Origin of the sequence: Lentilactobacillus rapi DSM 19907 = JCM 15042, assembly GCF_001436255.1 — a bacterium.
Classification (GTDB): Bacteria; Bacillota; Bacilli; order Lactobacillales; family Lactobacillaceae; genus Lentilactobacillus; species Lentilactobacillus rapi.
Window position 1 is genome coordinate 47330 of record NZ_AZEI01000078.1, and the last position, 24614, is coordinate 71943.

At 40.7% G+C, this 24614-nt stretch carries 41 protein-coding genes; 1 reads left to right on the plus strand and 40 read right to left on the minus strand.

Going from position 1 to position 24614, the window contains the following annotated elements; translation table 11 throughout:
* Positions 1-19: 19 nt before the first annotated feature.
* The 4 genes from pcrA to FD12_RS11090 form a co-directional block, all read right to left on the minus strand.
* On the minus strand, positions 20-2251 hold the full coding sequence (gene pcrA / locus FD12_RS11075; RefSeq protein ID WP_056983256.1) for a DNA helicase PcrA: 2232 nt from the start codon (positions 2249-2251) through the stop codon (positions 20-22).
* Between the two features lie 184 nt (positions 2252-2435).
* Positions 2436-3596, minus strand: a complete 1161-nt coding sequence (locus FD12_RS11080) for an ATP-grasp domain-containing protein (protein WP_056983206.1) — start codon at positions 3594-3596, stop codon at positions 2436-2438.
* Positions 3597-3654: 58 nt separating this feature from the next.
* Entirely contained in the window at positions 3655-4227 is a 573-nt protein-coding gene (locus FD12_RS11085) for a xanthine phosphoribosyltransferase (RefSeq protein WP_054747156.1), read from the minus strand.
* A gap of 14 nt (positions 4228-4241) precedes the next feature.
* Positions 4242-4874, minus strand: a complete 633-nt coding sequence (locus FD12_RS11090) for a glycoside hydrolase family 73 protein (protein WP_235809044.1) — start codon at positions 4872-4874, stop codon at positions 4242-4244.
* 163 nt (positions 4875-5037) lie between these two features.
* Here FD12_RS11090 and FD12_RS11095 point away from each other — a divergent pair, with 163 nt between their 5' ends.
* The gene (locus FD12_RS11095; RefSeq protein ID WP_054747158.1) at positions 5038-5331 is read left to right on the plus strand and encodes a hypothetical protein; all 294 of its coding nucleotides are present in this window, start codon (positions 5038-5040) and stop codon (positions 5329-5331) included.
* Positions 5332-5417: 86 nt separating this feature from the next.
* On the opposite strand, the gene FD12_RS11100 is transcribed toward FD12_RS11095, so the two are convergent.
* The 36 genes from FD12_RS11100 to rpsJ all read right to left on the minus strand — a co-directional run bounded on the left by FD12_RS11100 (position 5418) and on the right by rpsJ (position 24531).
* Positions 5418-6011: an ECF transporter S component gene (locus FD12_RS11100; protein ID WP_056983208.1), complete on the minus strand. Its 594-nt coding sequence runs from the start codon at positions 6009-6011 to the stop codon at positions 5418-5420.
* A 162-nt stretch (positions 6012-6173) separates the two neighbouring features.
* Positions 6174-6566 (minus strand): 30S ribosomal protein S9, encoded by a 393-nt coding sequence (rpsI, locus tag FD12_RS11105; protein ID WP_008855771.1) that lies wholly within the window; start codon positions 6564-6566, stop codon positions 6174-6176.
* A gap of 13 nt (positions 6567-6579) precedes the next feature.
* Positions 6580-7023: a 50S ribosomal protein L13 gene (rplM, locus tag FD12_RS11110; protein ID WP_056983210.1), complete on the minus strand. Its 444-nt coding sequence runs from the start codon at positions 7021-7023 to the stop codon at positions 6580-6582.
* Positions 7024-7147: 124 nt separating this feature from the next.
* On the minus strand, positions 7148-7945 hold the full coding sequence (gene truA / locus FD12_RS11115) for a tRNA pseudouridine(38-40) synthase TruA (RefSeq protein ID WP_056983260.1): 798 nt from the start codon (positions 7943-7945) through the stop codon (positions 7148-7150).
* 11 nt (positions 7946-7956) lie between these two features.
* The gene (locus FD12_RS11120; protein WP_056983211.1) at positions 7957-8751 is read right to left on the minus strand and encodes an energy-coupling factor transporter transmembrane component T family protein; all 795 of its coding nucleotides are present in this window, start codon (positions 8749-8751) and stop codon (positions 7957-7959) included.
* Positions 8744-9622: an energy-coupling factor ABC transporter ATP-binding protein gene (locus FD12_RS11125; RefSeq protein ID WP_054747165.1), complete on the minus strand. Its 879-nt coding sequence runs from the start codon at positions 9620-9622 to the stop codon at positions 8744-8746. The genes FD12_RS11120 and FD12_RS11125 overlap by 8 nt, the downstream gene beginning before the upstream one ends.
* Positions 9592-10425: an energy-coupling factor transporter ATPase gene (locus FD12_RS11130; protein WP_054747166.1), complete on the minus strand. Its 834-nt coding sequence runs from the start codon at positions 10423-10425 to the stop codon at positions 9592-9594. Before FD12_RS11130 ends, FD12_RS11125 begins: the two co-directional genes overlap by 31 nt.
* A 185-nt stretch (positions 10426-10610) precedes the next feature.
* Positions 10611-10994 carry a 50S ribosomal protein L17 gene (gene rplQ / locus FD12_RS11135; protein WP_054747168.1) on the minus strand — a complete coding sequence of 128 codons (384 nt, stop codon included), beginning with the start codon at positions 10992-10994 and terminating at the stop codon, positions 10611-10613.
* A gap of 27 nt (positions 10995-11021) precedes the next feature.
* Positions 11022-11972, minus strand: a complete 951-nt coding sequence (locus FD12_RS11140; RefSeq protein ID WP_054747170.1) for a DNA-directed RNA polymerase subunit alpha — start codon at positions 11970-11972, stop codon at positions 11022-11024.
* Between the two features lie 94 nt (positions 11973-12066).
* Positions 12067-12456, minus strand: coding sequence for a 30S ribosomal protein S11 (gene rpsK / locus FD12_RS11145; RefSeq protein ID WP_054747173.1), 390 nt, complete (start codon positions 12454-12456; stop codon positions 12067-12069).
* A gap of 25 nt (positions 12457-12481) precedes the next feature.
* The gene (gene rpsM / locus FD12_RS11150) at positions 12482-12844 is read right to left on the minus strand and encodes a 30S ribosomal protein S13 (protein WP_054747174.1); all 363 of its coding nucleotides are present in this window, start codon (positions 12842-12844) and stop codon (positions 12482-12484) included.
* 24 nt (positions 12845-12868) lie between these two features.
* Positions 12869-12988, minus strand: coding sequence for a 50S ribosomal protein L36 (rpmJ, locus tag FD12_RS11155; RefSeq protein WP_008855781.1), 120 nt, complete (start codon positions 12986-12988; stop codon positions 12869-12871).
* A gap of 35 nt (positions 12989-13023) precedes the next feature.
* Positions 13024-13242 (minus strand): translation initiation factor IF-1, encoded by a 219-nt coding sequence (gene infA, locus FD12_RS11160; protein WP_008855782.1) that lies wholly within the window; start codon positions 13240-13242, stop codon positions 13024-13026.
* Positions 13243-13366: 124 nt separating this feature from the next.
* The gene (locus FD12_RS11165; RefSeq protein WP_283805106.1) at positions 13367-14017 is read right to left on the minus strand and encodes an adenylate kinase; all 651 of its coding nucleotides are present in this window, start codon (positions 14015-14017) and stop codon (positions 13367-13369) included.
* Between the two features lie 45 nt (positions 14018-14062).
* Complete coding sequence (secY, locus tag FD12_RS11170; RefSeq protein ID WP_056983214.1) at positions 14063-15379, minus strand: preprotein translocase subunit SecY; 1317 nt, start codon at positions 15377-15379, stop codon at positions 14063-14065.
* On the minus strand, positions 15379-15813 hold the full coding sequence (gene rplO / locus FD12_RS11175) for a 50S ribosomal protein L15 (RefSeq protein ID WP_054747178.1): 435 nt from the start codon (positions 15811-15813) through the stop codon (positions 15379-15381). The genes secY and rplO overlap by 1 nt, the downstream gene beginning before the upstream one ends.
* Positions 15814-15840: 27 nt before the next feature.
* The gene (gene rpmD / locus FD12_RS11180) at positions 15841-16026 is read right to left on the minus strand and encodes a 50S ribosomal protein L30 (protein WP_013728487.1); all 186 of its coding nucleotides are present in this window, start codon (positions 16024-16026) and stop codon (positions 15841-15843) included.
* Between the two features lie 14 nt (positions 16027-16040).
* Positions 16041-16544, minus strand: coding sequence for a 30S ribosomal protein S5 (gene rpsE, locus FD12_RS11185; protein ID WP_008855787.1), 504 nt, complete (start codon positions 16542-16544; stop codon positions 16041-16043).
* A 20-nt stretch (positions 16545-16564) separates the two neighbouring features.
* Positions 16565-16921: a 50S ribosomal protein L18 gene (gene rplR, locus FD12_RS11190; RefSeq protein WP_082622249.1), complete on the minus strand. Its 357-nt coding sequence runs from the start codon at positions 16919-16921 to the stop codon at positions 16565-16567.
* 34 nt (positions 16922-16955) lie between these two features.
* Positions 16956-17495 (minus strand): 50S ribosomal protein L6, encoded by a 540-nt coding sequence (gene rplF, locus FD12_RS11195; RefSeq protein WP_054747182.1) that lies wholly within the window; start codon positions 17493-17495, stop codon positions 16956-16958.
* A gap of 29 nt (positions 17496-17524) precedes the next feature.
* A complete protein-coding gene (rpsH, locus tag FD12_RS11200; protein WP_008855790.1) occupies positions 17525-17923 on the minus strand; it encodes a 30S ribosomal protein S8 in 399 nt (132 codons plus the stop codon).
* A gap of 26 nt (positions 17924-17949) precedes the next feature.
* On the minus strand, positions 17950-18135 hold the full coding sequence (locus FD12_RS13685) for a type Z 30S ribosomal protein S14 (protein WP_003635667.1): 186 nt from the start codon (positions 18133-18135) through the stop codon (positions 17950-17952).
* A 16-nt stretch (positions 18136-18151) separates the two neighbouring features.
* Positions 18152-18694, minus strand: coding sequence for a 50S ribosomal protein L5 (rplE, locus tag FD12_RS11205; RefSeq protein ID WP_054747184.1), 543 nt, complete (start codon positions 18692-18694; stop codon positions 18152-18154).
* Between the two features lie 28 nt (positions 18695-18722).
* Positions 18723-19031: a 50S ribosomal protein L24 gene (gene rplX / locus FD12_RS11210; RefSeq protein ID WP_008855792.1), complete on the minus strand. Its 309-nt coding sequence runs from the start codon at positions 19029-19031 to the stop codon at positions 18723-18725.
* A gap of 30 nt (positions 19032-19061) precedes the next feature.
* The gene (gene rplN, locus FD12_RS11215) at positions 19062-19430 is read right to left on the minus strand and encodes a 50S ribosomal protein L14 (RefSeq protein ID WP_054747187.1); all 369 of its coding nucleotides are present in this window, start codon (positions 19428-19430) and stop codon (positions 19062-19064) included.
* Between the two features lie 50 nt (positions 19431-19480).
* Positions 19481-19747, minus strand: a complete 267-nt coding sequence (gene rpsQ / locus FD12_RS11220; protein WP_054747189.1) for a 30S ribosomal protein S17 — start codon at positions 19745-19747, stop codon at positions 19481-19483.
* A 24-nt stretch (positions 19748-19771) separates the two neighbouring features.
* Positions 19772-19966, minus strand: coding sequence for a 50S ribosomal protein L29 (gene rpmC / locus FD12_RS11225; RefSeq protein ID WP_008211818.1), 195 nt, complete (start codon positions 19964-19966; stop codon positions 19772-19774).
* On the minus strand, positions 19956-20390 hold the full coding sequence (rplP, locus tag FD12_RS11230; RefSeq protein ID WP_054747192.1) for a 50S ribosomal protein L16: 435 nt from the start codon (positions 20388-20390) through the stop codon (positions 19956-19958). Before rplP ends, rpmC begins: the two co-directional genes overlap by 11 nt.
* A 2-nt stretch (positions 20391-20392) precedes the next feature.
* On the minus strand, positions 20393-21058 hold the full coding sequence (gene rpsC, locus FD12_RS11235; protein ID WP_054747194.1) for a 30S ribosomal protein S3: 666 nt from the start codon (positions 21056-21058) through the stop codon (positions 20393-20395).
* A gap of 3 nt (positions 21059-21061) precedes the next feature.
* The gene (rplV, locus tag FD12_RS11240) at positions 21062-21418 is read right to left on the minus strand and encodes a 50S ribosomal protein L22 (protein WP_054747196.1); all 357 of its coding nucleotides are present in this window, start codon (positions 21416-21418) and stop codon (positions 21062-21064) included.
* A gap of 17 nt (positions 21419-21435) precedes the next feature.
* Positions 21436-21711, minus strand: a complete 276-nt coding sequence (gene rpsS, locus FD12_RS11245; RefSeq protein ID WP_056983216.1) for a 30S ribosomal protein S19 — start codon at positions 21709-21711, stop codon at positions 21436-21438.
* A 47-nt stretch (positions 21712-21758) separates the two neighbouring features.
* Positions 21759-22598 (minus strand): 50S ribosomal protein L2, encoded by an 840-nt coding sequence (rplB, locus tag FD12_RS11250; protein WP_082622250.1) that lies wholly within the window; start codon positions 22596-22598, stop codon positions 21759-21761.
* 30 nt (positions 22599-22628) lie between these two features.
* A complete protein-coding gene (rplW, locus tag FD12_RS11255) occupies positions 22629-22916 on the minus strand; it encodes a 50S ribosomal protein L23 (RefSeq protein ID WP_056983218.1) in 288 nt (95 codons plus the stop codon).
* Positions 22916-23539 (minus strand): 50S ribosomal protein L4, encoded by a 624-nt coding sequence (rplD, locus tag FD12_RS11260; protein ID WP_054747200.1) that lies wholly within the window; start codon positions 23537-23539, stop codon positions 22916-22918. Before rplD ends, rplW begins: the two co-directional genes overlap by 1 nt.
* Before the next feature lie 17 nt (positions 23540-23556).
* Positions 23557-24195 carry a 50S ribosomal protein L3 gene (gene rplC, locus FD12_RS11265; protein WP_054747202.1) on the minus strand — a complete coding sequence of 213 codons (639 nt, stop codon included), beginning with the start codon at positions 24193-24195 and terminating at the stop codon, positions 23557-23559.
* 27 nt (positions 24196-24222) lie between these two features.
* On the minus strand, positions 24223-24531 hold the full coding sequence (gene rpsJ, locus FD12_RS11270) for a 30S ribosomal protein S10 (RefSeq protein ID WP_013728505.1): 309 nt from the start codon (positions 24529-24531) through the stop codon (positions 24223-24225).
* Positions 24532-24614: the final 83 nt, after the last annotated feature.

Sequence of the window (24614 nt, forward strand, 5' to 3'; positions counted from 1 at the left end):
GTTATTTAATTTCTAATAGCTATTCCTGTTTTTTGATTGGGGCAAAAGCAGCTAATAATCGCTTAATTCCCTGTTCCTGAAAGGCAATATCCAATTCCATATCCTCGCCAGTTCCAGAAACCTTAACAACCGTGCCGGTTCCCCAGGCTTTGTGGGAAACTTTGTCACCGACTTCCCAGGCTTTCCTATCAGCCCCAGTTCCCTTAGGCTTTTCAACTATCTGATCTGGACGGTGATAAGTGGTTGCGGTTGCCCGCCGAGTTCGCCTGTCAAATGGCGTGGTCAATGGCGTTTCGGCCTGCTGTTGATTGTCGTAATGAATTAATTCGGGCTTAATCTCATTCACAAATCTGGATTCCGGATTGTTCTGTCGGCGACCATAAAGCATTCTGGAGTAGGCATTAGTGATATAGAGCTTTTCCTTGGCTCGGGTAATACCAACGTATGCCAGCCGCCGTTCCTCTTGGAGCTCAGATTCATCTGCGGCCGCTCTGGCAAGTGGGAAAAGCCCTTCTTCCATCCCCATCAGGAAGACAACCGGAAATTCCAACCCTTTGGCCGCATGCAATGTCATTAAAGTCACTTGCGAATTATCATCTTCCAGATCATCCTGATCAGAAACTAACGCTAAGTCACTGAGAAAGTTGACCAAATTGTCTTGACCGGTTTCTTCTGAGTTGGCTTCATCATATTTTTGAGTAACTGAAATAAATTCTTCCAAGTTTTCAAGCCGAGTTTGGGCTTCAAGGGATTTTGAGGCTTTCAAGGTACTCAGGTAACCACTCTTATCCAACAGTTCTTCCGTTAATTCGGTAATGGACAGCTGATCCATTTTGGCATAAATCTGACTGATCATTTGTTCAAATGCGGCAATTGAGTTTTTTGCCCGAGACGAAATTTCATTTGCCAGATCCACATTCTTAGCTGCATCTAGTAGGCTCCACCCGTGATCATTGGCGAAGAGCCGTAACTTTTCAATACTGGTGGCACCGATTCCTCGCTTAGGTTCATTAATCACCCGTTCGAAACTCATGGAGTCGTTGGGGTTACCCAACAACGTCAAATATGACAAAATATCTCGAATTTCTTTTCGGTCATAGAATTTATGGCCCCCAACCATCGTGTAAGGGATGTTGGATTTAAGGAGCGTTTCTTCAATCACTCGAGACTGAGCATTGGTTCGGTACAAAATCGCAAAGCTGCCATAGTTGCGCTTTGGCTTTTTCATTTCCTCTTGAATCTTAGCCACAACGTAGCGGGCCTCATCATTTTCGGTTTGACCACGATAATATGAAATTTGGTCGCCCTTTTCATTTTCAGTCCAAAGGTTTTTGTCGGCTCGATTATCATTATGAGCAATGACTGAGTTAGCAGCATCCAGCACCGTTTTGGTTGATCGATAGTTCTGCTCCAACAACGTCACGTGAGCATTAGGATAGTCCTTCTTAAAGTCCAAAATATTTTGCATATTGGCACCCCGCCAACCATAAATACTTTGGTCAGCATCCCCAACAACACAAATATTCTGATTCTTCTGGGCTAACGTGTTCACCAGCTTATACTGAGCCTCATTGGTATCCTGATATTCATCGACATGAATATAGTGAAATTTATCCTGATAATATTCCAAAACATCCTGATGTTGCTCAAATAACTGAATGGTAATCATAATTAAGTCATCAAAGTCCAATGATTCATTTTGACGCAACTCAGCCTGGTAGCGTTCATATACATCAGCCACAATCTGGTCAAATGCACTCACGGCCTGAGCTTTATACTGTTTTGGGGTCAATAAATCATTCTTAGCATTTGAGATCGATGACAGAATGGAACGCGGGTCAAATTTTTTGGGATCGATGTTCAAGTCCCTTAATACTCGTTTCACAAGGGTTCGTTGCTCACTGGTATCAGCAATCGTGAACGCCCGATTGTACCCTAACAGGTCAATGTTACGCCGTAAAATCCGCACGCAGAGAGCGTGAAATGTCGAAACCCATACATCATTGCCACTGTCATCCAACAGCTTAGCAACCCGCTCACGCATTTCTTTAGCAGCTTTGTTCGTAAAAGTGATTGCCAAAATATGCCATGGCATCACATGATTATGTTCAATTATGTACGCAATCCGGTGGGTCAAAACTCGGGTCTTGCCACTACCAGCCCCCGCCATAATTAACACTGGTCCTTCGGTATGGACAACTGCATCCTTTTGATCCTTATTTAAACCATCTAATAAACTTTCTTCTGCCACTAAAAATTTCATCCTCTCACATTTATCCTGTCAATTATACCAAAAAACACCAGCTTTTGCTCCTAGCTTAAATCATTCATAAACATCAATAAATGAGTATTTATAAGTGAAAGAATCAACCATTCCAAAGGTACGGAACAATTGATTCTTTCGGTTGTTTTGATAAATTAATTAGAACGCCCAGTTATTTTTTTAAATACTTATCCTTGTAATCAATATCGTTCCAAATTCCAGTTGCTTCCAACTGCATCAAGGTGTCTGGCAACGATTCAGTAGGAATTAAGACATTTCCGACTGCCTGATCATCATCGCTCGCCTGATTACCGTAAATTGTAAAGTGCCAGTTTCCCTTAATGACCCATTGCGTTTTGATCCGCTGATAATCCTTTTTTCGGATGGTTTGGTAAACCGTCGGCGTAGCAGTAATAATTTTGGTCAGTGATAAGCCAACAATTGCGCGAATATGCTGTTCAAACTCGTTCACATTAGCTGCATAATCAAACACGAATCCGGCTGGGCTCAATAATGGCGCCACCCGACTCACATAAATCGACCCACTTTTTGCTAAGAATAAGCTCACTTCAAAAGTGCCAACGTAATCCAGATTATTCGTGATCTCTTTTGTGATGCGTTTCATTTCCTTCTCAACGCTGGGGTCTAGCTTGGAAGCAGTAAATGCTGTCATCAACTGGTTATTCTTATATACAACTTCGACAACCGGGAAAATTTCTTGATCCCCCGCTTCGGTTCGGGTCACAATGACAGAATAATCGATATCGTGCTCAACATACGACTCAAGAATGTAAGTGCCAGCATCCAAAAATCCAGAAGCAAGGACAATATCAGCTTGATTCTTAATTAGCAATTCTTTGCCGTTCAATAGGCCCCGTTGGATTGGCTTTAAAATCGCCGGATAACCGATGGAATTAATCGCTTGGTAAATATCCTCTAAAGTAACGATCGTTGAATAAGGCACCATGTTGATATTTAACGTTTCAAAAAAGCTCCGTTCAATCAATCGGTCTTGAATGATATCTAGCAAGCCGTCACTTTGAGGAACTGACGTAAATTCCGAAATGTAGCGGATAATGTCTGAATCAATGAAGTCGTTATCATACATCACAACGTCACAACGTTCCGCAAACATCTTCAACGTCTGCTTATCATCGATTGGCCCGATATATTTATAATCGGCAAGTTGCATTGCTTTACTATCTTCATTTGAACTATACATTCCGACATTAAAGCCCATTCTTTTTGCAGTCATCAATAAAACGGGTGTGCTTGGACCCTCGCCTAAAATACCAATTGTTTGACCTGGATAGAGAACATTTGCTTTTGCCAATTATTTCACTACTTTCATCCAATTATTATCAACAACTTGTTGATTCTTTCATAACCTATTATTCCACAAAAGTAACCTTTTGGTTATCTAATGAAGCAATTCGGGCGAGTGATTCTAATCGAACCCCTGTCTTTTCAATCATTGAGCGCCCCTTTTGGAAGCTCTTTTCGATGACGATTCCCACACCGGCAACGTCAACTTTGGCAACTTTGGCAATTTCCAGTAAGCCTTGAACAGCTTGACCATTGGCCAGGAAATCATCGATTATCAAAACACGATCCTCTGGATTCAAAAATCGTTTGTCTACGCTGATATCGTTGCTGACTTGTTTCGTGTATGAATAAACATTGGCTGTGTAAAGATTATCAGTCAGGGTTAAGCTTTTGTGCTTCCGAGCAAAGATGAGGGGAACCCCGATATGAAATGCGGTCATTAACGCGGGGGCAATCCCTGATGATTCAACTGTAATGACTTTTGTGATCTTTTCATCCTTGAAGAGCTTTGCAAACTCCTCGCCAATCTGATCCATCAATTTCGTATCAACTTGATGATTTAAAAAGTTATCCACTTTCAATACGTTGCCTGGTAAAACCGTGCCATCCTCAACAATTCGCTGCTTAAGTAAATCCATTACAAAATTCCTTTCTAATCATCATACTGATATAGCTTATATTTTTTAATAATTGAAACCAATTTTTTAGTATAAGTTGGATCGGTTGCATAACCGTCCCGTTGTAATCCATCCGCAGCCTGCAGATAATTTCTGGCGTTAATGACATCCTGATACTGACTATTATTCCATTTGGTCCCATATGCCAGCAACCGGGCATGATCAGTCAATGAATCATTCCAACTCTGATACACTTCAAAATGCGCTTTGACGGTCACGTACCGGCCGTTCACAAACTCCTGAGTATCTAAATAAACCGAATTAGTACTTGAACTTTGTGCCTTAACACCGAATAAATTATGATACTTGCTTGCCAGCTTGCTGGAACCCCAATCCGACTCTAAAATCGCCTGGGCAAGCGTGATGCTAGGCAACACATTGTACTCACCCTGCAGCCGCTGAGCCTGGGGAGCAAGCTTCGTAATGAACTTTCGATGTTCGATGGCGATTTGATTTGTCGCATTATCAACCTGATTTGAATTGGAATAACCATTTGACAACGCTCGAAATCCTAGAATGACCATTAACCCAAAAAAGATCAAAACGAGCATGACAATCGTATTGGATTTTCTCACTCGACGACGGCGCCGTTTCCCATATTTAGCCAACACAACCTCAAACTTTCTGACTTTAGCATTAATTCTAACGATAAATGACGATAAAGACAATTAATATTTAACAATTTTTAATTTACAAAAGGTGACATAATTGACAAATCTCCTAATATCAGTTATGTTATCACTTGACACTTAATTATGGAGATGGAAACCAATGGCTAAAAACACCGAAGTATCAGAAGCACAATCTAAGTTCCACGTTGGTGATGAGGTTTCATTCAAGATCGAAAAGAAAACTTTTAAAGGATATGTTGATAAGAGTTATACCAACTCATTCCTAATCACATTTGAATCTGATGATCCTGAAATTATTGATAAGTACCACAAGAAAGTGGTTATCAATAATCGTCATCTAAAAATGATCAAGGCTGCCCCACGAGTTGAGGAAGATCCTGAAGACGACGAGGAAGATTCTGAGAAGACAACCAAGAAACCCAACAAGAAATAGTGATTGAAGAGGCTGTGGCAAAACATTTTGTTTTGTTGCAGCCCCTTTTTCATCTTCGCACGCTTTTTTGGAACGGACCTGATTACTCACTGTCGGCGTTTAATGACTCGACTTAACGGAACAGCAATTAACGGGGTCACAATCCCACTAAAAATCGCTTCTGGGACACCATTGGTTCCAACAACGCCAATCAAATACGGGAGTAACTTTTCCATATTAATCTGATACAGCTGAGGCGCCTTTGCTTTATAAAAGACATAAATCAGCCCTAAAACCAAAACCGTATTTGTGATTGATCCTAAAATAGCCGCGATCGAAACGCTTAACGATTGATTTTTGAATCGTCTTCTCAATGCCGTATATGCCCAACCCGCAACCAAACCAATCATAATTCTTGGGAAAACCGAAACAATCGGGTTAACAAATACAATTGTCGCTAATGGGCTGGTTGGCCAGATGTAGGCCCGAACAAACGTAATAAATCCCCAGACACCGCCAATAATTGCCCCATCTGTCGTTCCTAAGAGGATAGTGGCAATGACAACCGTCGTCGGGATAATCGTAATGCTTAAGGGACCAATTGGAATATATCCAATCAACGGGATCGACGTCTGAAGAATGATAATTGCAATAAACATCGCCAATAAATTAAGCCTCAAAGTATTCTTTGTTTTTGGCATGGTTCCGCTCCTTTAAATTTATTGCGTTTATTATACAATAACAAGTTTCATTCTAGTAGATTGGCGACGCTTCGAGTCGTTTGAGAACAAAGTTTAACATAAACTTCAGATTACAAAAAAACACTTCCGAGAAGAAGTGTTTTGAAAGTAACAATTTGAATTTTAACGCTTTGAAAATTGCGAAGCCTTACGAGCTTTCTTAAGACCTGGCTTCTTACGTTCCTTCATACGAGCGTCACGGGTTAATAATCCTGCACGCTTCAAAGGTCCACGGAAATCTGGGTCAACTGCAAGTAATGCACGTGCAATACCATGACGAGTTGCGCCAGCTTGACCAGAGAATCCACCACCATTAACGTTAACCAAGGTATCATAGTTACCTAAAGTTTCAGTAACATTAAATGGTTGCACAACAACTTCACGTAAGTTAGCAAAAGGAATATAATCTTCGATTGCTTTGTCATTCATGATAATTTTTCCAGTTCCTGGTACCAAACGTACCCGAGCAACTGAATCTTTACGACGGCCTGTGCCGCTATATTGTACTTGAGCCAATGCGAGTTCCTCCTTAAATTAGGTTAGTGATGTCAAATGCTTCCGGCTTTTGAGCTTGGTGATCATGTTCAGGACCTGCATAGACATGTAACTTCAAACCAATTTTATGACCTAATGTTCCATGAGGAAGCATTCCTTTAACTGAAGTTTCGATCAATTTTTCTGGGTTCTTCTCACGAAATTCTCCAGCTGATTTTTGCTTCAAGCCGCCAATAAAGCGTGAGTGATGATAATAGATCTTTCGAGTATCCTTATGACCAGTCAATTTCACTTTACTTGCGTTAATTAGGATTACATTGTCCCCTGTATCGACGTTAGGGGTAAAAGTAGGCTTATTCTTGCCTCGTAGAATTGATGCGACTACTGATGAAAGACGTCCTAAAGAAACGCCATCTGCATCAACAACGTACCATTTACGTTCTACTTCACCAGGTTTTGCCATATATGTTGTACGCACGTTATATTCCTCCATGTTCCTGTGTTTGTTCGACACCAAATAAGATTCCGGGGCTTATCGTGGGGCAAACAATACCAACTAACATAATACAAATTATTCCACTAAAAGTCAATCAGTTTTGTGATTATCGGGGCCGAGTGGATAATTTTGTTGGGTGAGCCGGATCTTCACCCTCGTAGTAAACCTTTTTAAGATATAAACCAGAGGCGGGCATCGTTAGCCGTGCCTGGTTTCGATCTTTGACCTCGTATAAGCGCCGTATATCATGTTCAGGGCGTCTATTCGATCCAATCTCGACAATTACCCCCACCATGATCCGAACCATGTTATAGAGGAAGCCATTGCCGTAAAACTCTAACTGAAGTTCATTGGCAGCCTCATCCAGTTTCCCAGTTGCTTCATAAATCGATCGAACATTGGATTTGGCAGTCGAGCCAGAGGCAACAAAACTAGAAAAATCATGTTCGCCAAGGAAATCAGGTAATGCTTCGGTGACCCGGTTGAAATCAATTGGAAACTTCCAGTGACCCGTATAGTTACGTTTAAACGGATCCAAAAATTCGCCTAAATCCACTCGATAAAAATATCGTTTACCGGATACATCATAGCGGGCGTGAAAATCCGGTGCTACCTTTTCGACTTTCATAATTTCCATATCCAGGGGTAACATGCTGTTTAATCCACGATAAATGGCCTCAGTCGGTAGATTATATGGAAAGTCAAAATGGACCACCTGCCCAAATGCATGAACACCTGAATCAGTTCGCCCAGATCCATAGACCACAATTGGCGGATCAGGATTTTTGGCCATTAGATTCACTTTTTTTGTCAATACCCCTTCAATTGTTCGTTTGCCAGGCTGCCTTTGAAAACCACTAAAAAGCGTGCCATCATACTTGACCGTTACTTTATAACGGATGATCATCACCCCAACTATTTTCGTAGATATAATACTAACCCACCGACCAGCAGAAAGACGAGCCAACTAACCGTGTCCTTTAACTGCCACCGATAAATTCGATACTTACTCCTGTGTTCGCTATCCGAAAAACCCCTGGCTTCCATTGCCGTCGACAGATTCTCCGCGTGATTGATTGCCCCAGTAAATAACGGGACTAATAGCGGAACGGCTGCTTGAACTCGATGCTTTAAGCTTCCTGAACCAAAATCAACGCCACGCGACCGCTGAGCGTTCAGAATCGTTTCCATTTCATCCATCAGCGTTGGCACAAACCGTAAGGCAATCGACAGCATGAGTGCCAGCGTATCAACAGGAAACTTTACTTTCTTGAGTGGCTTTAATACTGTCTGCACCCCATCCGCAATTGCTAATGGAGTTGTCGTCAACGTTAAAACTGTGGAAATCATAATGATCAGCAAAAAGCGGATAAAAATAAAGCCACCGTTAATCAAGCTTAAATTTGTGACCGAAAATGGTCCCCATTTCCAGAGAACTGTTCCACCAGCACTAAATAGGATTTGGAGCGCTACAGTAAAAATAATCAACCAAATCAACGGCCGAATTCCTTTAAGAAAAAAGAGGATTGAAACGCCAGACAACAAAATCACAATTGCAATTAATGCTGCTAAGGCAGCGTAGGAAGCCAAATTATTAGCAAAGAATATCACAATCACAAAATAAAAGCTCAACATCAGCTTTGACTGCGGGCTCATTTGATGAACCCAGGAATTTCCTGGTAAATATCTGCCAAATAAGAAATTATTCATCCGTATCCGCTCCTTCAGCCACCAATTGTGAAATTTTAGTGGCGAGCTGATCAATTGTCAGTGGCAATTTGCCGATTGGAACACCTGAGTCAACCAATTTTTGGGCAAATTCCGCACTGCTAGGTAAATTAAGTTGCATTTTATAAACCCATCCCGGATCAGCAAAGATTTCGGCAGCTGTACCGGTTTTGACAATTTTTCCTTCGTCCATCACAACAACCTGAGATGCGTAGTTCACTACATCATCCATTTGATGGGTCACCAAAATGATCGTCATTTGATCTTTGTCATGCAATTGTTGAGCTAAATCCATAATCTCTTTATGGCCCCGGGGATCTAACCCGGCAGTCGGTTCGTCAAGAATGAGAATTTCCGGCTTCATAGCAAGGACCCCAGCGATTGCCACCCGCCTCATCTGACCCCCAGAAAGATCAAATGGCGATTTTTCAGCCAAAGATTCATCCAAACCAACAAGCTTCATTGCCGATTTGGCTGCCTGCTGGGCATCAGCATCACTGACACCGTAGTTTTTAGGGCCAAACATGATATCTTTAATAACCGTTTCCTCAAAAAGTTGTTTTTCAGGGAATTGAAAAACCATGCCAACATGCTGACGAAACGCTTTTAGATTCTTGTTTGTCGTAGCTGATGTGATTACCTTACCTAGTACTTGAACGCTTCCTTTGGTGGGCTTTAGCAGGGCATTGATATGTTGAACAAGGGTCGATTTGCCACTCCCTGTATGACCGATGATAGCCGTAAATGAATTATTCGGAATGACTAAGGAAACATCAGCCAACGCATTTTGTGCATATGGGGTATTTGCTTGGTATGTGTGGGTTACTTGTTCGAAACTAATTGCTTTATCCATGCTATTAACCTCTCGCTATCAAGATATTGCTGATTCAGATTGACACCTTTTCCTTTTAAGGCTGCAATGAGTTGGGATGTGTATGGGGCATCTAACCCAATTTGTTCCAATTGTTCAGTATTCGCAAATATCTTGTCTGGAACATCTTCATCAATCTTTTTACCGTGATTAATCACCACAACCCGGTCCGCACCAGCAGCTTCGTCAATATCGTGGGTAATTGAGATAACCGTTAAATGATTTTTTGCTTTGATCTCACGCACCAGATTCAAAATATCTTGTCGCCCTCGCGGATCTAACATACTGGTTGCTTCATCAAGAATAATTATTTGGGGACTCAAAGCAACAATTCCGGCAATTGCGACTCGCTGCTTTTGCCCACCTGATAAGTTAGCAGGGATTCGGTCTCTAAAATCCCACATATTCACATTTTTGAGACTTCTCTCAACAATATGATGCATTTGCTCCCGATCAACCTGACGATTTTCGAGTCCAAAGGCAACGTCATCTTCGACAGTGGCCCCGACAAATTGATCTTCTGGATTCTGAAAGACCATTCCAATTTTATTGCGAATATCAAGAATATTTTCGTCATTCACTAATAAACCGTCCACTATAATCTGCCCTTGTTTTAAAACGTTCAAGCCATCGATCAATCTTGCCAGAGTACTCTTGCCACTCCCATTTTGACCGATCAGCGCTAGCCATTCACCTTCGTGGACATTCAATGACAAATTATCAAATAATAATGGTTGGTCAGCATAATTAAATGAAATGTTTTTTACTTGAATGATATCTTTCATGGATAAATTCCTCATTTAAACGCGCAATAGGCTGAATTTATGTACAAAAAAATCACTTACAGGAAATCAGTGCATGAGACAAGTCTCACATTCAAACTAGACTAGGAATAAGATCCACCATCATAACGTTCTATACCAATAACCTGAGTGATTCTCGTGAAAATATGTGATTGAATTAAAGACGATTAGTCAACCAATTCAAGGATAACCATTGGAGCACCGTCACCGCGACGAGGCATAGTCTTTAAGATTCTAGTGTAACCACCATTACGATCAGCATACTTAGTAGCTAAGTCGCCGAATACTTTTTGCAAAGCAGTAGTAACGGTAATATCATCACCATCTTCTTTAACATCTGCAACAACATCCCGAATGAATGCGGCAGCTTGTCGACGAGCGTGTAAATCACCGCGCTTACCAAGTGAAATCATCTTATCGGTAGTTGAACGAACTTCCTTGGCTTTGGCTTCAGTGGTCACAATCTGACCATGAATGATCAAGTCAGTTGTCAAATTCCGAAGCAATGAACGACGATGTTCGCTACTACGTTGTAATTTCCGATAACTCATAATTTAGATGTCCTCCTTTTTTATTTGTTAGTCTTCTTTACGAAGTGAAAGGCCTAATGCAGCTAATTTTTCTTTGACCTCTTCAAGTGACTTACGACCTAAGTTACGAACTTTCATCATATCAGCTTCGGTCTTTTCAGTCAGTTCTTGAACAGTGTTAATGCCGGCACGTTTCAAACAATTGTATGAACGAACGGATAAGTCAAATTCCTCAATTGTCATTTCCAGCATCTTTTCCTTGTGGGTCTCTTCTTTTTCAACCATGATTTCGGTATTTTTAGCTTCATCAGTCAAATCAACGAACATTTCAAGATGTTCAGTTAAAATCTTGGCTGCTAAACTAACGGCCTCGCTTGGTGTGATTGAACCATCAGTCCAAACATCCAAAGTCAGCTTATCAAAATCATCACGTTGTCCAACCCGAGTGCTTTCAACTTGATAGTTGACACGTTCGATTGGGGTATAAATTGAATCGACCGGAAGCACTCCAATAGGCATCTCTGAACTACGCTTCTTGTTTTCAACAGCAGAAACATAGCCGCGACCCTTGTTGGCAGTTAATCGCATATGGAATGTAGCCCCATCAGCGACTGTAGCAATGTGCAAGTCAGGATTTAAGACCGTCACATCGCTATCACCTTGAATATCACCGGCAGTAACATCAGCAGGACCAATGACGTCGATCTCTAGATTCTCTTCTTCATCTTCTGGCCCATCTAATTTCAAAGAAATTTTCTTAACATTCAAGATAATTTGAGTAACATCTTCAACTACTCCCTTAATAGTTGAAAATTCATGCAGAACATCATCAATCTGGATACTGGTAACAGCAGCCCCGGGGAGTGATGACAATAAAGTTCGTCGCAAAGAATTACCGAGGGTAGTTCCATAACCACGTTCCAGTGGCTCTACGACAACTTCACCGTAGTTCTTAGTCTCTTCTATCTTATGAATGTTAGGCTTTTCAAATTCAATCATTCTTATCATTAACCCCTTTCAAAACGCGTGAGTCTACATGCAAAATATCAATATACTCAAACAAAATAAACTTCACTATATTGAATGTCTCTAATTAAACTCGACGACGCTTTGGAGGACGAGATCCATTGTGAGGTACCGGAGTAACATCACGAATAGCAGTGACTTCCAAACCAGTAGCTTGAAGTGCACGAATAGCAGCTTCACGACCAGAACCTGGTCCTTTAACAGCTACTTCAACGGATTTCATTCCATGTTCCATTGAAGCCTTTGCAGCTGCTTCAGCAGCCATTTGAGCGGCAAATGGAGTTGACTTACGACTTCCACGGAAGCCCAATGCACCAGCTGATGACCAAGAAACAGCGTTTCCTTGGGCGTCAGTAATCATAACTAAAGTATTGTTGAAGGTTGAGTGAATATGTGCAATACCTGACGCAATATTCTTTTTAGCCCGGCGCTTGCGACTTGTCTTTTTGTTTACCATAAAAACAGATGACCTCCTTTATTTATTATTTTCTTCTGCCTGCGGCAACTTTGCTGCCTTTTCTAGTGCGGGCATTGTTCTTAGTATGTTGACCACGAACAGGCAAACCACGACGGTGACGCATTCCACGATATGAACCAATTTCTTGAAGGCGTTTGATGTTCATACTTACTTCACGACGTAAGTCACCTTCAATTTTTAGATTACTAACAATCTCACGGATTTTGTCTTCTTGGTCTGGTGTTAAATCACGAACACGGACGTCTTCTGAGACACCTGCTTGAGCAAGAATCTTTTGGGAAGTCGTCGTGCCGATACCAAATATATATGTTAGTCCGATGACAATTCGCTTATCACGGGGTAAATCAATTCCGGCAATACGAGCCATTGAGCATACACCTCCTGTTTATGTTTATTTACCTTGGCGTTGTTTATGCTTTGGATTTGCTGAGCAAATAATCATTACTCGGCCTTTTCGTTTGATAACTTTACAATGTTCACACATTGGTTTTACTGATGGTCGTACTTTCATTTTTAATCCTCCTCGAAAAATGATGAAGACAAGAATTACTTAAATCGATAAGTGATTCTACCCTTACTCAGATCGTAAGGAGACATTTCAACAGTAACTTTGTCACCAGGAAGGATTCGAATGTAATGCATCCGAATTTTCCCGGAAACATGAGCTAGAATTTCGTGTCCGTTTTCAAGTTCGACACGAAACATCGCGTTTGGCAATGTTTCAACCACTTTTCCTTCAACTTCAATAACATTATCTTTAGCCACTCAATAACACCTCCAATGTTAAATTTAGATTGAATTAAATAAATTAACTTGACAAACCTTTGATAGTCTACCACATTCAACATATTTCATCAATCTAATCGTCTCAACACCTTATGAATAGCAATTAAAGAGAGCTAAGAATTTTGTCAACATTTTGCCAAACATCGTCGATAGATTTACTTCCATCAACGTTGTGCAGTAAATTGCGGTCTTTATAATATGAAATCAATGGTGTATTCATCTTGATGTTAACTTGAAGTCGAGTCTTAACGGCCTCAGGCTTATCGTCTTCACGTTGATAGAATTCATGACCACCACAAACGTCGCAAGTTCCTGTAACTTTTGGCATATGATACAACTTATGATAAGTTGCACCACAGTTCTTACAAATGAATCTGCCAGTTAACCGATCAGTTAACAGCTTAGGGTCAACATCAATGTTAACAACCGCAGACAATGGCTTGCCTAAATCTTCTGTCATCTTAGCTAATGCATCCGCTTGCTCTAAAGTTCGTGGATAACCATCTAACAGAAAGCCAGGCTTGGTATCATCTTCGGCCAATCGTTCCTTAACAATTCCATTTGTCACTTCGTCTGGTACAAGGTTTCCCTTATCCGTATATTCTTTTGCTTTAAGTCCAAGAGGTGTTCCGTTAGAAATCGCTTCTCGGAACATATCACCAGTAGAAATATGCGGAATCTTATATTTATCAACAATATATTGTGCTTGAGTACCTTTACCTGCACCAGGCAATCCCATTAAAATTAAATTCAATGACATTCTGTAACTCCTCCTCGTTGATTAAAATCTTGCGATCAATTATTCATCAGTTGGCCGTGGTCCATGAATGAAACCAACATACTCACGTTTCATCATTAATCCACGAATTTGACGAATTGTTTCGATTGCAACACCAACAACGATTAGTAAACTAGTTCCACCAAGTCCGATTGATTCATCCAAATTCCAGAGATTTTGCGCGATTAACGGAATCAATGAAACAACTCCTAGGAATAAAGCACCAACAGTACTTAATTTCATTAACAGATCCGAAACATATGATTGGGTTTCATGTCCGGGCCAAACCCCTGGAATATAACTTCCCTGTTTCTGCAAGTTCTCAGAAAGTTTTTCTGGGTTAACTTGAACAAACGCATAGAAGAAAGTGAACATAATAATCAAGATGGTATAGAATGCGGCCCCGGTCGGTGTCTGCATATTAAACACGTTGTTTAATATTTGGAACCAAGTGGCGGTCGAATAGTTATTTGTAAATGCCATCAGAATTGTTTGTGGAGTTGCAATAAATGAACTTGCAAAAATAACTGGAATAACACCAGCAACGTTAACCTTCAAAGGAAGATAACTGCTGTCAGGTGATCCTGAAACTCTTCGAGTATATTGAATTGGTACTCGTCGCTCAGCCTGTTGGACCCAAGTAACGAATGTAACAATCACCAATACAATAATTAGAAGGGCAATGGCAAACAGGATTGGTTGCCATAAATCAGAACCGGTGACTCCAACAAAATATTGTTGCCACAATGACTGTAATCCAACTGGAATTCGGGCAACGATACCAGCAAAGATGATCATGGAAATTCCATTTCCAATCCCTCGTTCGGTAATCATGTCACCCATCCATGTGGTTAACATTGTTCCACCTGTTAAAATTAAACCAATAATAACAAATGTTTTGATACTTGGGTTATTCACTAAGTTCAAACTACTTAATTGATTAAATCCAGCTGTAATTCCAACTGATTGGAAGAAAGCAAGGATAACCGTTAAGTAACGAGTATGTTGATTCAACTTTCGTCGACCAACTTCTCCTTGTTTTCCCCACTCAACGTATCTAGGAACAATATCCATTTGAAGTAATTGAATAATAATTTGAGCAGTGATGTACGGTGAAACTCCCATCGCGAAGATGGAATAGTTCGTGAGCCCACCACCACTAAATGTATTCAGAATACTAACTAGTCCTGAAGAAGCAACCGATTGAAGTGCTTTCGCGTTAATACCGGGAACAGTTATGTATGCCCCTAGTCGGAATATTACCAAAACAAAAAGCGTAAAAAGGATTTTGTTTCTAATTTCTTTAACTTTGAACGCACTTGCCAAAGTCGAGAGCATTAAACCACCTCGATTTTACCGCCCGCATTTTCAATAACGGATTGTGCAGCTTTCGAAAATTTATTAGCCTTAACGGTTAATTTTTTAGTAAGTTCACCATCACCAAGAACCTTAATACCAGATTTGGCATTCTTAACGATTCCAGAAGTTTGAAGTAATTCAGGTGTTACTTCAGTACCATCATCGAAAGTTTCAAGTTTAGCAACATTAACAACTGCATATTCTTTACGGTTGATGTTGTTAAAACCACGCTTTGGAGTTCGACGATATAATGGCATTTGTCCACCTTCAAATCCTACACGAGTCTTTCCACGAGCTTTTTGTCCTTTTTGTCCACGACCAGCAGTTTTACCTTTACCTGCTGAACGACCGCGACCCTTACGAGTACGTAATGAACGAGAACCTTCTGCAGCCTTCAATTCATGCAATTTCATGAAATTGGCACCTCCTTACAAATTTATTTAGTCTTTAACTTGTTCTACTTCAATTAAGTGAGCGATTTGGAACAAAGCCCCACGAATAGATTCGTTATCTGGTTTGACAACGGTACTATTAACTCGGCCGAGGCCAAGTGCCTTCACAATTTTACGTTGCTTTGGGAGGCGGTGAGTTACGCTACGTTTTAAAGTAATTTTTAATTGAGCCATTTAAAACACCCTCCTTATTCAGCTAAATGTTGAGTTGAAACACCACGTAGAGCTGAAACTTCTTCAGCACTCTTCAATTCAACCAAGCCTTGGAATGTTGCTCGGATAACGTTGATAGGAGTATTTGAACCCAATCGTTTACTAGTAACATCATCGACGCCAGCTAATTCCATCACGGAACGAACGGCGCCACCAGCTGCAACTCCAGAACCTTCTTCAGCGGGCTTCAACATAATACGGCCACCACCGAAAGTTCCTAAAACTTCGTGAGGAATTGTTGTACCAACAATCGGAACCTCAATCAAGTTTTTACGAGCTGCTTCAACTGCTTTACGAATTGCTTCAGGAACTTCTTGTGCTTTACCAGTTCCAAAACCAACATGTCCGTGCTTGTCTCCGACAACTACCAAAGCAGCGAAACGAAGACGACGTCCACCTTTAACAACTTTAGTGATCCGGTTGATTGATACAACGTTGTCTTCAAGCTCTAACTTTTCTGGATCAATAAATTTCTTCATGTGCGGTTATTCCTCCTTTATTAGAATTCCAGTCCATTTTCACGGGCTGCATCGGCAAGAGCTTGAACACGACCATGATACAAATAGCCACCACGATCAAAAACAACCTTTTTGATATTCTTTTCGCTTGCACGTTGAGCTACTAATTTACCAACACTGGCTGCTTGTTCAGTCTTGTTTCCATCACTGATTGCAGAATCTAGTGTTGAGGCACTAACAAGCGTTACACCCGCTACGTCATCAATTACTTGAGCGTAGATGTTTGTATTAGAACGATAAACATTCAAGCGTGGGCACTCGGCAGTACCAGAAATTTTGTTGCGGACACGGTTATGACGACGTTTCCGACTCTTATTTTTATCTGGTTTAGAAATCACAATAGTCACCTCAAAATTTTATTAGGCTGATAAATTACTTACCAGTCTTACCTTCCTTACGAATAATATGTTCGTTTTCGTAACGAATACCTTTACCTTTATATGGTTCAGGTGAACGAACGGCACGAACAGATGCAGCAAAGTCACCGACATGTTGTTTGCTAATACCACTAATATGAATAGTAGTATTATCAGGAACTTCAAGTGTAATGTCATCGGGAACTTTCATTTCAACTGGGTTTGAATAACCAACATTCAATGTTAAAGTTTTGCCTTTAAGTTGAGCACGGTATCCAACACCGACAAGCTTCAATGTTTTCTTGAATCCGTTTGTAACCCCTTCAACCATGTTGTTGAAGTTGGCACGGGATGTTCCATGCAAGGCACGGACCTTGTCATTGTAGTCGCCAATTGGTTCGAAGTTTACTTCATTGTCTTTGACGTTCATCTTGATTTCTGGTGACATCTCACGAGATAAAGTACCCTTGGAACCCTTAACAGTTACTGTGTCTCCGTCAGTTTTAACTTCAACACCCTTTGGCAAAACAACAGTTTTATAACCAATACGACTCATCTATCACACCTCCAATTTGAATGAATTTATTACCAAACGTATGCTAACACTTCGCCGCCAATTTTCTGGGCGCGTGCCTGCTTATCAGTAATAACACCGTTTGATGTTGAAATAATTGCAATTCCAAGACCATTTAAAACCTTAGGAACAGCATCTGCTTTCACGTATGAACGCAAGCCTGGCTTTGAAATTCGCTTCAAGCCAGTAATGACACGTTGTTTGTCCTTTCCATATTTCAGGAAAACCCGGATAACGCCTTGCTTGTCATCTTCGATATATTCAACATCGCGTACAAAACCCTCACGTTTGAGAATTTCAGCGATGTCTCGTTTGATTTTTGATGCAGGAACTTCAACTGTTTCATGGTAAACCATGTTCGCATTACGGATGCGAGTTAAAAAGTCTGCAATTGGATCAGTCATAGACATCAGCGCACAACCTCCTTTTTAATATATTACCAACTAGCTTTCTTCATGCCAGGAATTTGACCCTTGTGGGCAAGTTCACGGATGCAAAGACGGCATAAATGAAATTTCTTGTATACTGAACGAGGTCGTCCACAGCGCTCACAACGTGTGTAATTTTGTGTTGAGAACTTTGCAGGGCGTTCACTTTTTACAATTAATGATTTTTTAGCCAATGTGAAACCTCCTCAATTATCTAGCAAATGGCATACCGAATTGAGCCAACAATTCATGTGATTCTTCATCGGTATTTGCTGTAGTTACGATTACAATGTCCATACCTCTGACACGGTTAACATTATCATAATCAATTTCAGGGAAAATTAATTGTTCACGAACACCCAGTGTGTAGTTTCCGCGACCATCAAAAGCACGGCTACTTACACCATGGAAGTCACGAACACGTGGTAGTGAAACGTTAATTAATTTATCCAAGAAGTCATACATCCGATCTCCACGGAGTGTTACTTTGGCACCAATTGCATTACCTTCACGCAATCTAAAGCCGGCAATTGATTTCTTTGCTTTTGTAATCAAAGGCTTTTGACCTGAAATAAGTGCTAATTCAGCAACGGCTTCATCAAGATTCTTAGCGTTAGTAACAGCATCACCAACACCCATGTTTAAAACAATCTTATCAAGCTTTGGAGCTTGCATAACTGATTTATAACTGAACTTATCCATCATGTGTGGGGTAATTTCAGAATTGAATTTTTCTCGTAAACGACTTGACATTTAAAGGGTATCCTCCTTTCGTTAAAAGTTAATCAATCGCTTTTTGCGATTTCTTTGAGTAACGTACTTTTTTGCCATCTTCAACTTTGATCCCAATACGAGTTGGTTCGTTGGTAGATGGATCAATTAACATCACATTTGAAACGTGGATTGGTGCTTCAGCGTCTACAATCCCACCTTGAGGGTTGGTAGAAGAAGCTTTGGTATGCTTTTTAACTTTGTTGATACCTTCAACAATCACACGGTCTTTTGAAGCGATAGTCTTAGTAACTGTCCCTTCCTTACCTTTGTCCTTACCACTAATAACACGAACTTTGTCACCAGTTTTAATGAACATCTGCGGCACCTCCTTATATCCTGGTTGTTATTAAAGTACTTCTGGAGCTAATGAAACAATCTTCATGAAGTTGTTATCACGTAATTCACGAGCAACCGGGCCAAAGATACGAGTGCCTTGGGGACTCTTGTCATCACGAATCAAAACGGCAGCATTTTCGTCAAATCGAATGTAAGAACCATCTGTACGACGAGTAACTGACTTTGTACGTACAACAACGGCTTTAACAACATCACCCTTTTTGACAACGCCACCTGGTGTTGCTTGTTTTACAGTAGCAACGATGGTATCGCCGATTCCGGCATACCTTCTAGTTGAGCCACCTAAAACTTTGATAGTAAGCAATTCTCTTGCACCTGAGTTGTCGGCAACTTTTAATCGACTTTCTTGTTGAATCACAGGTATATCCTCCCTTCGTCGTTAAAATAGAATACGATAATTAATTTAAGTTAAATGATAACCGCTTTTTCAACAATTTTGATTAGACGGAAACGTTTTGTCTTAGACAATGGACGAGTTTCCATAATTTCAACTGTGTCGCCGGTTTTAGCTTCATTGTTTTCATCATGAGCAGTGAATTTCTTTGAGTAACGAATACGTTTGCCATAACGTGGGTGAGTTTTGTATGTTGAAACTTCAACCGTGATGGTCTTGTTACTCTTGTCAGAAACAACACGTCCCTGATAAACTTTACGCTCGTTGCGTTCTTCAGCCATTAATTATACCTCCCTTATCGTATTCTACTTGTTTAATTCTTGTTGACGAAGTGCAGTCTTGATCCGCGCAATGTTTTTACGAACTTGCTTTAATCGCGCAGTGTTTTCCAACTGACCAGTGGCTAATTGGAAACGAAGATTGAACAGTTCATCTTTATAATCTTTTTCTTTATCAATCATTTGAGCAGTGGTTAACTCATTAATATCTTTAGCCTTCATTTGATTCGCCACCTACTTCCTCACGTTCTATGATCTTAGTACGAACAGGAAGTTTGTTTGATGCAAGGCGTAATGCTTCATGAGCGGTTGCTTTATCAACGCCGCCAATTTCAAACAATACTTTACCACGCTTAACTGGTGATACCCAGCCTGCTGGTGTACCTTTACCATTACCCATTCGAACTCCGACACCTTTTTCAGTATATGACTTGTGAGGGAAAATCTTAATCCAAACTCTTCCTCCACGCTTCATATGACGAGTCATCGCCACACGACATGCTTCGATTTGACGGTTTGTGATCCAATGTGAATCAAGTGCTTGTAAACCGTAGTCACCGAAAGTAACCGTTTTGCCACCCTTAGCGGCTCCGCGAAGCTTGCCACGATGTTCACGACGATGCTTTACACGTTTAGGTACTAACATGTTTATTTCCCTCCTTTATCAGCTTTACTGTTCTTTGGCTTTTCAGGGAGAATCTCACCACGATAGATCCAAGTCTTTACACCAATGGAACCATAAGTAGTAAAAGCTTCAACCCATGAGTAGTCAATATCTGCTCTTAAAGTATGCAATGGAACAGTTCCATCAGAATAACTCTCAACTCGAGCCATATCAGCACCATTAAGACGTCCAGAAACCTGAGTCTTAATACCTTGAGCACCGGCACGCATTGTTCGTTGCATTGATTGACGCATTGCACGACGGAATGCAACACGGCCTTCCAATTGGCGAGCAATGTTTTCACCAACCAACTTAGCATCCAAATCAGGCTTCTTGATTTCGATGATGTTGATGTGAACTCGCTTGCCAGTTAAGTCATTGAGTTCTTTACGAAGATTCTCTACTTCTTGTCCACCCTTACCAATAACCATTCCTGGTTTAGCAGTGTGAATCGAAACATTAACGCGATTTGCGGCACGTTCAATTTCAACAGTAGAAACTGACGCGCTAGCAAGACGTTTCTCTATATATTTACGGATTTGTAAATCTTCACGAAGATATGCAGCATAGTTCTTGCCTGCGTACCATTTTGCTTCCCAATCGCGAATGATTCCAACTCGTAAACCATTAGGATTTACCTTATTACCCACGCGTTACCCCTCCTCTTTTTCAGATACAACGATTGTAATGTGACTAGTTCGCTTATTGATTGGTGATGCAGAACCCTTAGCACGTGGACGGAACCGCTTAAGAGTTGCCCCTTCATTAACGAAGGCTTCACTAACAAATAAGTTTTCGCTATCTAAATCAAAATTGTTTTCTGCATTTGCAACAGCAGATTTAAGTACTTTTGAAACCACTGGAGAAGCACCGCGTGGTGTGAAATCTAAGATTGCGGCGGCTTCGGCAACGCTCTTGCCTCTGATAAGATCAACTACAAGACGGACCTTTCGTGCGGCAATGCGAACAGTTTTAGCAGTTGCTTTTGCTGATGTAACTTGTTCAGCCATTTGTTATCCTCCTTGCTTTAAACAGTCTTCTTATCGTCAGTATTATGCCCATGGAATGTCCGGGTTGGAACAAATTCTCCAAGCTTATGGCCTACCATGTCTTCTTGAATATAAACTGGGACGTGTTTCCGTCCATCATAAACAGCAAATGTATATCCAATGAAGCTTGGGAAAATCGTTGAACGACGTGACCATGTCTTAATAACAGACTTTTTGTCTTGATCCTTCTGAGCATCTACTTTTTTAAGTAAGTACTCATCGGCAAATGGTCCTTTTTTCAAACTACGACTCATTTTGCAACCTCCTCTGTTTCAGTATTAGTTCTTTTTAGTGGATCAAATTACATCTTTGAACCCTTACGACGACGTACAATAAATTTGTTTGAACGTGCCTTCTTGGAACGGGTCTTCTTACCAACTGTCTTCTTACCCCATGGTGATAATGGTGATGGAAGACCAACTGGTGCTTTACCTTCACCACCACCATGAGGGTGATCGTTAGGGTTCATAACTGATCCACGAACATGTGGGCGTTGACCCTTATAACGTGTTCGACCAGCTTTACCAACGTTGATCAATTCATGTTCTTCGTTTCCAACAGAACCGATAGAAGCACGGTTTGTGCTAAGAACCAAACGAACTTCACCTGATGAAAGGCGAACCAATGAGTATTTACCATCACGACCAAGCAATTGTGCAGATGCACCAGCTGAACGAGCAAGCTGACCACCCTTACCAGGCTTGATTTCAATATTATGGATGATTGAACCTACAGGAATGTTTGAAAGTGGTAATGCATTACCAGCCTTGATATCTGCATCAGGACCAGATTCAACCTTGTCTCCAACTTTCAATCCCTTAGGAGCAATGATGTATGACTTAACACCATCTTCATAGACTAATAAAGCAATATTGGCGGTCCGATTAGGATCATATTCAATCGCTTTGACAGTCGCTTCAACATTATCTTTGATACGTTTAAAATCGATGATACGATATTGGTTCTTGTTTCCACCACCACGGTGACGAACAGTCATTCGACCGTAGTTATTACGACCGGCTGTTTTGCTTTTTGATTCAAGTAAGGACTTCTCTGGCTTAGTTTTAGTAATGCCACTGTAGTCCAAGCTTGTCATATTGCGTCGACCGTTACTGGTTGGCTTATATGTTTTAATGGCCACAACGTTTCCCTCCTAATTTCAGATTATAAATTATTCTTCACTGAATAATTCGATTTCTTTTGAATCTGCGGACAAGGTAACAATGGCCTTACGGCGTTTCCGAGTATAACCGGCATATCTACCTTGACGCTTTAATTTTCCTCTTACGTTCATGATGTTTACTTTAACAACTTTAACATCAAAAATGTCTTGAACAGCTTTTTTGACCTGTGTCTTGGTTGCTCGTAAATCAACATCGAATGTGTATGTCTTATTGTCCATCTTACTGGTTGTCTCTTCAGTAATAACTGGGCGTAAAATAATATCGCGTGATTCCATTATGCGAGCACCTCCTCTACTTGAGAAAGAGCAGCTTTTGTAATGATAACCTTGTCATGATCAGCAACATCTAAAGTGTTGATTCCATTAGCAGAAACAACCTTTACATTTTCTAAGTTACGTGCTGATAACAATGCCTTTTCGTTGTCATCTTCCAAAACTACTAATGTCTTAGTTGAAACGTTTAATTTGTCTAACATCTCAGCAAAGTCCTTGGTCTTAGGTGCATCGAATGATAATGAATCGATTACAACCAATTTGTCATCTGAAACTTTTTCAGATAATACTGACTTCAATGCCAATCGTGATACTTTCTTAGGCAAACGGTATGAGTATGATTGTGGAGTTGGTCCGAAGACAATTCCACCGCCACGCCACTGTGGTGAACGGATAGAACCTTGACGAGCTCTACCAGTACCCTTTTGACGCCATGGTTTCTTACCTCCACCACGAACTGCAGAACGGTTCTTAACGGAATGAGTTCCTTGGCGAAGAGAAGCACGTTGCATCACAATTGCGTCAAATACGACGTTGTTGTTTGGCTCAATGCCGAAGATACCGTCGTTAAGTGCAACAGTACCATTCTTGCTTCCATCTTGTTTGTACAATGCTACATCAGTCATCTATGGTTGCCTCCTTTCTACTTTTTTGATCCGCCGTTAACAGCTGATCTAATTGTAACGAATGATTTATTGGCACCAGGTACATTACCTTTAATTAAGATAACGTTGTTGTCCAGATCTGTGCTGACAACTTCAAGGTTTTGAATAGTTACTGTTTTGTTACCCATTCTTCCGGGTAATTTCATACCAGGAACAACTCGGTTAATAATAACACCTAAAGAACCTGGACGACGGTGATAACGAGAACCGTGAGTTTCTGGTCCACGTGATTGACCATCTTTATGAATGTTTCCTTGGTATCCATGACCTTTTGTCGTACCAGTTACATCAACGATGTCTCCTGGTTCAAAAATATCAGCCTTAACTTCGTCAGATACTTTGTAATCTCCCAGCTCAACATCTTTGATTTCTTTAATGAAGCGCTTAGGAGTAGTTTTAGCTTTGTTTGCATGACCCTGTTCAGGTTTGTTGGTAAGCACAGCGCGCTTATCAGAATAACCTAATTGAACAGCCTCGTAACCGTCATTTTCAACGGTCTTGATTTGCATAATGACATTAGGTGTCACTTCAACGACAGTTACTGGAACTAATTCGCCGTTATCAGTGAAAACTTGAGTCATTCCAACTTTCTTTCCTAAGATTCCTTTTCTGGTCATGAGTACACCTCCAGTATATTGTAATTATTATAGTTTGATTTCGATATCCACACCACTTGGCAAGTCGAGCTTCATTAATGAGTCGACTGTCTTAGGTGTTGGATTTAAAATGTCAATTAGACGTTTGTGAGTCAAGATTTCAAATTGCTCACGTGAATCCTTAAATTTATGTGGTGAAGCCAAAACAGTGTAGATTGTACGATCAGTTGGCAATGGAATTGGACCTGAAATAGTAGCTCCAGTTCTTTGCGCAGTAGCAACAATCTTGTCTGCGGATTGGTCTAAGATGCGATGCTCGTATGCCTTCAAACGGATACGAATTTTTTGTTTTGCCATTGTATTCCCTCCTTCGTCTATTTTGAAAATATGACTAACTCCGTGAAAATTACCGCCAAACCCATGGCAAAGCATCCGGGTGT